The organism is Microcoleus sp. S28C3 (assembly GCF_036700785.1).
Lineage (GTDB): Bacteria > Cyanobacteriota > Cyanobacteriia > Cyanobacteriales > Microcoleaceae > Microcoleus > Microcoleus asticus.
Genome location: NZ_JAUBPO010000193.1, coordinates 1 through 6,605, shown reverse-complemented (window position 1 = coordinate 6,605; position 6,605 = coordinate 1). Strand labels below are relative to the sequence as shown.

Sequence of the window (6,605 nt, the reverse complement as noted above, 5' to 3'; positions counted from 1 at the left end):
ATTGCTGAAATCACCAGTTTATAGGATTCGTATGTCTATTTTCAGAATCCTATCAAATAAGCATTCAACACTTCTGCTTTGGATGCTGACTGGGAGGCTTTATTGCAGCATCCGTTTGTGCGCTTGCACGGGATAGTTTCACCACTTTAACAGGCTTTCCGCCCTGTTCCACAAAGAGTAAGTTTTTTTGTGACCCTTTTCTTAGCCCGCCCATCAGGAACAGGCAAGATGCCTGTTCCACAAAAATTAAGTCAACTAAGCTATGAAACACTCTATATTAAGCGTCTATAACACTTTCAATACAGCGCCGATCGCCCATTGGTCATTTGATGAAGCAGGCAACTTGGTGAGCGATCGCCCGGAACTCCCTCCGGCACGCCTAATTGACAGCGTTTGCCGTGCTGTTGAGCCACTAAAAAATGGGCCACAGCAAAGCCTGCTGCTGACTGGAGGTTGCGTTACTTTCCCACTCACTCCTTTGCTGGAGGTAGGCAAAGAAGACTTTTCTGTTTGTGCGTGGATTCGGACGGGTGATTTCGGTATTGCCAAGATTATAGATCACCGGATTCAAAATTCTGGCCCTTTACGGGGCTGGTCTTTCTTTATTTATAACAGCAAAATTAACCTTCAAATAGCGGATGACAGGAGTTGGATAAACTATTATCACAAAAGCCGAGAAAAAGACCTTCCGTCTTTGCCAGTTGTCAACGATAGCGAATGGCATCACGTTACGGTTGTTGTCGATCGCGATCGAGCGGATGGAGGGCGCTGGTATGTCGATGGCAAGGAAGTAGGTTTCCGGTTCAACCCAACATATCAACAGGGTTCCCTCAGCCATAGTATTCCCTTAACAATTGGCAGGCGATCGGACGATTTAGGGGGCATTTTTCTGGGCAATATTGGAGATATTCGGCTCTACAAACAGGCGCTGTCGGCAGCAGATGTGCTGTTGATTTACCGATCGATTCAGTCTCCTGTTAGTAATAAAATTGTTGTTCCAGATAAAATGAGGAAAATACCAGCAAGACGGCCCCGCGAGAAAGATTCCTTCCGGGAAGTGCTATATAGTTCCCTGGAAAGATACTCGCAGGCGATCGAATACTATAAGCAGTCGCTAAATATTCATAGAGACACCGGCAACTGCTACGGAGAAGCGAAATCTCTGAACTATCTAGGCAATTTTTACACGTTGCGGGGGGACTACTCGCAAGCAATTGACTATCACCAGCAGTCGCTAAATATGCAGCGAGACACTGGCAACCGCAGCGCGGAAGCTGTTTCCCTAAACGCTTTGGGCAATATTTACGATGCCCTGGGGGAATACTTGCAAGCAATTGAGTGCCACCTGCAATGCCTAAATATTCAGCGGGAAACCGGCAACCCTCACGGAGAAGCTAGTTCCTGGCGCAATTTGGGGAGTGCATATTATGCCATCGGGGAATACCAGCAGGCGAGCGAGTGCCAGCAGCAGTCCCTAGATATGGCGCGAAAACTCAATTCTTGGAATAGAGAAGCGGAATCCTTGAACGCTTTGGGCCGTACATATGTTTCCCTAGGGCAACATCAACGGGCGATCGAATACTCTCAGAAATCCCTAAATCTTGACAAGAAAATCAATAACCGTTATGGGGAAGCTAATTCCTTAGTGACTCTGGGCAATGCTTACAGTAATTTGGGGAATTACTTGCGGGCGATCGAATTCTACAAACAGTCCTTAGATATTCAGCAAGAAATCGGCGATCGATCTGGGGAAGCGACTTCCTGGCGAAATCTGGGCAATGCTTACCGCTGTTTAGGGCAGTGCCAACGGGCGATCGAATATAGCCAGCAGAGTTTAGAAATCGCGCGATCGATCGGCGAAAGGGCCCCTGAAGGGGCAACTCTCAACAATTTAGGACTGGCTTTCTTTGACTCGGGACAGTTTGCAGAAGCTGAAACATTCCTCCGCAAGGCGATTCAAATTTGGGAATCGCTTCGAGGAAGATTAGGCAAAAACGATAACTTTAAAGTATCTATTTTTGAAACCCAAGCAGCAACTTACCGCCACCTGGAAAAAGCCCTGATCGCCCAGTCAAAAACAGAACAGGCGCTGGAAATTTCCGAGCGGGGGCGGGCGCGGGCTTTTGTGGAGTTACTGACTGCTCGGTTATCTGCTAATTCAGATGCGGTACCCAATATTAAGCCGCCTACGATCGAGCAAATTAAACAAATTGCTAAAGCACAAAATGCAACTTTTGTGGAATATTCGATTTCTTTTTTAGAAGAACTTTTTATTTGGGTAATTCAGCCGACGGGTGAAATTGCATTTCGCCAAGTTGACCTCAACTATCAACATACTCCGCTCAAAGAGCTGGTTGCCGACTCCCGCGAGTCGATCGGCATCAGAAATCGCGACTTCAATCCCACCCTAAAATTTGACCCAGGCGATTTAGTTAAACTCCACGACGATGCCCCTAATTGGGAACCTTGGCAAGTCATATCTGTTGATGAAAGTCACAGCATTCTATCGCTCTGGCAATCCAGTTTTCCCGAAGGATTGACTATTCCCAGACCTGCAATTGATGTAACAGCAAAAGTGCAATCAAGCCGCACAAATCACCCGCGATTGCAAAAACTCCATCAACTGCTAATCGAACCGATTGCTGACTTGTTGCCGACAGTTCCAGAAGCTCGAATTATCTTTATTCCTCAAGGCGAACTGTTTTTCGTTCCCTTTCCGGCCCTGCAAGATGCTGCAGCAAAATTCTTAATTGAAAAACATACTATTCTAACTGCTCCTTCAATTCAAATTCTGGAATTAACCAGCCAAAAACGTCAACAGATTTCTGATTGGGCTGGGGATATTCTAATAGTAGGAAATCCGACTATGCCCCAAGTTTCTCTTGTAGCGGGAAAACCCCCGCAGCAGTTAAGTGCTCTGCCACATTCAGAAACCGAAGCTAACGCGATCGCCCAATTATTCCAAACTCAAGCCCTGACTGGCAAATCCGCTACCAAAGCCGCCGTACTTCAGCGGTTGCCAGACGCCCGCATTGTCCATTTTGCCACCCACGGATTGCTCGATAACCTTCGCGGGCTCGGCAGCGCGATCGCCCTTGCACCCGATCGCACCGATAGCGGTTTGCTGACTGCTGAGGAAATTTTGGATCTGCACCTCAACGCGGATTTGGTAGTTTTGAGCGCGTGCAATACGGGCAGGGGGCGGATTACCGGCGACGGCGTTATCGGTTTGTCTCGCGCTTTAATTTCGGCTGGTACATCCAGTGTCATTGTGTCTTTGTGGGCGGTGCCGGATGCTCCTACAGCCGATTTGATGGTGAAATTTTATCAAAATCTCGATCGAACGGGCAACAAAGCTCAAGCCCTGCGAAACGCCATGCTGGAGACAATGCAGCAGCATCCAAATCCCAGAGATTGGGCGGCTTTCACGCTGATCGGCGAAACATAATTGATTAAATTTTGTAAAAAATTGCCAAAACTGCGAAAAATTTAGTTTTTTCGCAGAAAGCTCCACAGAAACTCGATCGCGTCAGGAGCGATAAGTCATGTGTCGATTTAATTTCTTCATAAAAGTCACGCTTGCGATCGAAATCTGGGCAACTACGGGGGGATTGCCCCTACTGCACAAACTTTAGTCCACTCCTAGCGGACTAAACAATAAAGACTGTTTTCATACACTTGCTCGCTTTCCTAACTTTGCACCCTTAACAATAAATTCAAAAATTATGACAATATCTGCCGATCGAAAAGCCAAAATTCTGGTTGTAGATGACGACGACCCTATCCGCACTCTCATCTACCGCTTTCTGAATCAAACATATCAAGTACAATTTGCCGCCGACGGCCAAACTGCTCTCGAAATTTTTGAAGAATTTAACCCCATACTCGTGATTTTGGATTGGAATTTGCCCGATACTACCGGCTATAAACTTTGCCAAGAAATGCAGAAGCGCACTAATGTTTTAGTCGCGATTCTCAGCAGCCGCACCGCCCAAGAAGATCGAATTAAAATCATGAAAGCAGGTGCCGATGATTTTATGTGCAAACCGTTCTGTCTTGAAGAATTGGCAGTTAGAGTAGAAGTCTTGTTGAGGCGGGCGAGATCCGTCAATCCGCCCAACCTTGTATTCGGTCAATTAGCGATCAATTTACTGAGTAGGGAGGTGAGATTCAAGGAGCAACTTCTAACGCTGACAGCCTTAGAATTTGAAATATTGTGTTTTTTGGCAACTCATTCGGGTAAAACTTGCAGCCGCCAACAGCTAATCGAAAAAGTTTGGGGGTGGAAATCAAATTATGCAGCAGAAGAGCGAGTGGTGGACGTACATATCGGCCAAATTCGCAGGAAAATGGCTAAAGTTGATGCCGCTGTTCCCAATTTTATTCAAACTGTTAGGGGATACGGTTACACTTTCGCTCCGAGCGCTCGCAGGGACAGGGTAATTGCTAATTGAACCATCATCATAGTTACGACTGGTTCCTAGGTAGAGCGCCGGAACCAGTTAATTCGCTCTTGTCCCACCCCCTACTCCCTTTAAAAAGGGAGTAGGGGTTGAGTAGGGGGCAAGCTAAGGGGGCATCTACGGGTAAAGGAAACACGCCCTATAGGGAATCGAGCGGCTAATCAAAATACAGCATACTTACTCGATTTTCTAAAGTTTGAACCATTAACAATAGAGCCAAAAAATATGACGATATCTACCGAGCAAATTTCCAAAATGCTGGTTGTAGAGAATGACGCACCCGTCGGCAATTTCATCTACGGCTGTCTGAATCAGACAAATCAAGTACAATCTGCCGCAGACGGAAAAACAGCTTTAGAAATCTTTGAGGGATTCAACCCAGTCCTCGTAATTGTGGATGGGAATTTGCCGGATAATATCGGCGTTAAACTTTGCCAAGAAATTCAGAAACGGAAGAATATTTTTTTAGTCGTGATTTTCAGCAGCGGTACAGGCGAAGAAGATCGAATTAACATCATAAAAGCAGGTGTTAATGATTTTATCGGCCAACCGTTCAGTCTTGAGGACTTGGCAGTTAGAATAGAAATCTTGTTGAGGGAGATGAAAACCGTCACTCCGCGCAATCTTGTCTTCGGTGAACTAGCGATAGATTTAATGAGTAGGGAGGTGAGATTGAAAGAGAAAACTTTAGCTCTGACGGTCTTAGAATTTCAACTCTTGTATTTTTTGGCAACTTATCCAGGTAAAGCTTGGAGCCGCCAACAGCTAATCGAAAAAGTTTGGGGATGGAAATGCAATGACGCACGAGACGAGCAAGTGGTGGACGTGTATATCCGTCTGATTCGCAGGAAACTGGCTAAAGTCGATTCGGCTGTTCCGAATTTTATTCAAACTACTCAGGGATACGGTTACACTTTCGCTCCGATCGATCGCAATAACAAGGTCAGTAGGTAAGCGGGATAAAACCGAGCTATGTAACAGTATGTAAACAGGGCTAACTTAGCCACGCTTAGGGCATTTGGATACTTGACAATCGTTTACATAATTGTGTTTGACAGCGCCTACCTACTTAGCCTCATTTTTGGAATAAAAGCGTGAGATAAATGAAAATAATCCAGCAAACAGCAAGTGAATTAATAATTCAGACTCAAAGCATATTTGATTTTTGGCTCCCTAGTTGTTTATTCATGGCAGTTGGACTGATATCGGTGACTTTTGACTATCATGCAGCAACCTTGAACTGCCAGCGATTGCAGGCAAAACAAGGAAATTGCCAGATTGTGCGATCGAATTTACTGGGGTCGAACATCAAAGAAATTCAGCTTACTTCTTTGCGGGGAGCAAAAGTTCAAAGATGCGGCTATAAAAGCAGAGTTGTACTTTTGACTTCTGTTGGCAATGTTCCTTTCACTGCTAACTCCACTAATTGGGGAACCCAAGACGCTGTGGCTTCTGACATCAATTTTTTTGTTAAAAATGCAAAATATCGATTGCTGCGCTTAAGCCAAGACGATCGCTGGTTGGGATGGACAGGAGGCATATTTTTGCTCGCAGGAATCGCAGCGATCGTCTTGAGAAATAATGAAACTTACAGCTTCGATGAAACTTTAAACACCTTGACTGTTAAACAGCGGGGTTTGTTGGCACGTAAAGTAATGGAATACTCTCTGTGCGATATTTATGGCGTGGAAGTCGATCGAACAAAAGATCGGGATCATGACATTTGGTACGAAGTTAGACTGTTAGTTTGTGGAGGCTCTCGGATCTCCCTACCCCGCACGATGAACCCATACCAGCAAGCAAAAATCGCTAAAGCGATTAACAACTATCTGCACCAGCAAAATAACCAAAAATAGCCGATCGCGATCGGGAGCATCTCACTTTTGCTGCCAAGCTAGAAATTGGAGTTGGGAACCAGGAGCCAGGAGCTAGGAGGAAAGAGGAAGAAGGAAGGAGCCAGAAGAAGTGTTTTTACAAATATGAGATGCTCCCTCGCGATCAACCCGATTTCTCAAGGTCGCGGACTTACGCAGAAACCGGGTTTTTCACCAAAATCTCTTCTAAGTAGGGCTTGCTGAATAATTGATCGCACTTGAACCGCAGTGGGCGAAGAACAGGCGCGATCGGGAATAAAAAGCAAGA

Annotated in this window: 4 protein-coding genes; all 4 read left to right on the top strand. The window is 45.6% G+C overall.

Annotation, left to right across the window (positions count from 1 at the left end; translation table 11 throughout):
- Positions 1-262: 262 nt before the first annotated feature.
- The 4 genes from QUA13_RS31010 (at position 263) to QUA13_RS30995 (ending at position 6,319) form a co-directional block, all read left to right on the top strand.
- Positions 263-3,448: a tetratricopeptide repeat protein gene (locus QUA13_RS31010; protein WP_333204752.1), complete on the top strand. Its 3,186-nt coding sequence runs from the start codon at positions 263-265 to the stop codon at positions 3,446-3,448.
- Between the two features lie 277 nt (positions 3,449-3,725).
- Complete coding sequence (locus QUA13_RS31005) at positions 3,726-4,454, top strand: response regulator transcription factor (RefSeq protein WP_333204750.1); 729 nt, start codon at positions 3,726-3,728, stop codon at positions 4,452-4,454.
- Positions 4,455-4,688: 234 nt separating this feature from the next.
- Entirely contained in the window at positions 4,689-5,417 is a 729-nt protein-coding gene (locus QUA13_RS31000) for a response regulator transcription factor (protein WP_333204748.1), read from the top strand.
- A gap of 149 nt (positions 5,418-5,566) precedes the next feature.
- A complete protein-coding gene (locus tag QUA13_RS30995) occupies positions 5,567-6,319 on the top strand; it encodes a hypothetical protein (RefSeq protein WP_333204746.1) in 753 nt (250 codons plus the stop codon).
- The last annotated feature ends 286 nt before the right edge of the window (positions 6,320-6,605 follow it).

Excerpts from the sequence above, each read along its gene's own strand:
- QUA13_RS31000 (WP_333204748.1), top strand. The coding sequence starts at position 4,689 with ATGACGATATCTACCGAGCAAATTTCCAAAATGCTGGTTGTAGAGAAT.
- QUA13_RS30995 (WP_333204746.1), top strand. The coding sequence starts at position 5,567 with ATGAAAATAATCCAGCAAACAGCAAGTGAATTAATAATTCAGACTCAA.
- QUA13_RS31010 (WP_333204752.1), top strand. The coding sequence starts at position 263 with ATGAAACACTCTATATTAAGCGTCTATAACACTTTCAATACAGCGCCG.
- QUA13_RS31005 (WP_333204750.1), top strand. The coding sequence starts at position 3,726 with ATGACAATATCTGCCGATCGAAAAGCCAAAATTCTGGTTGTAGATGAC.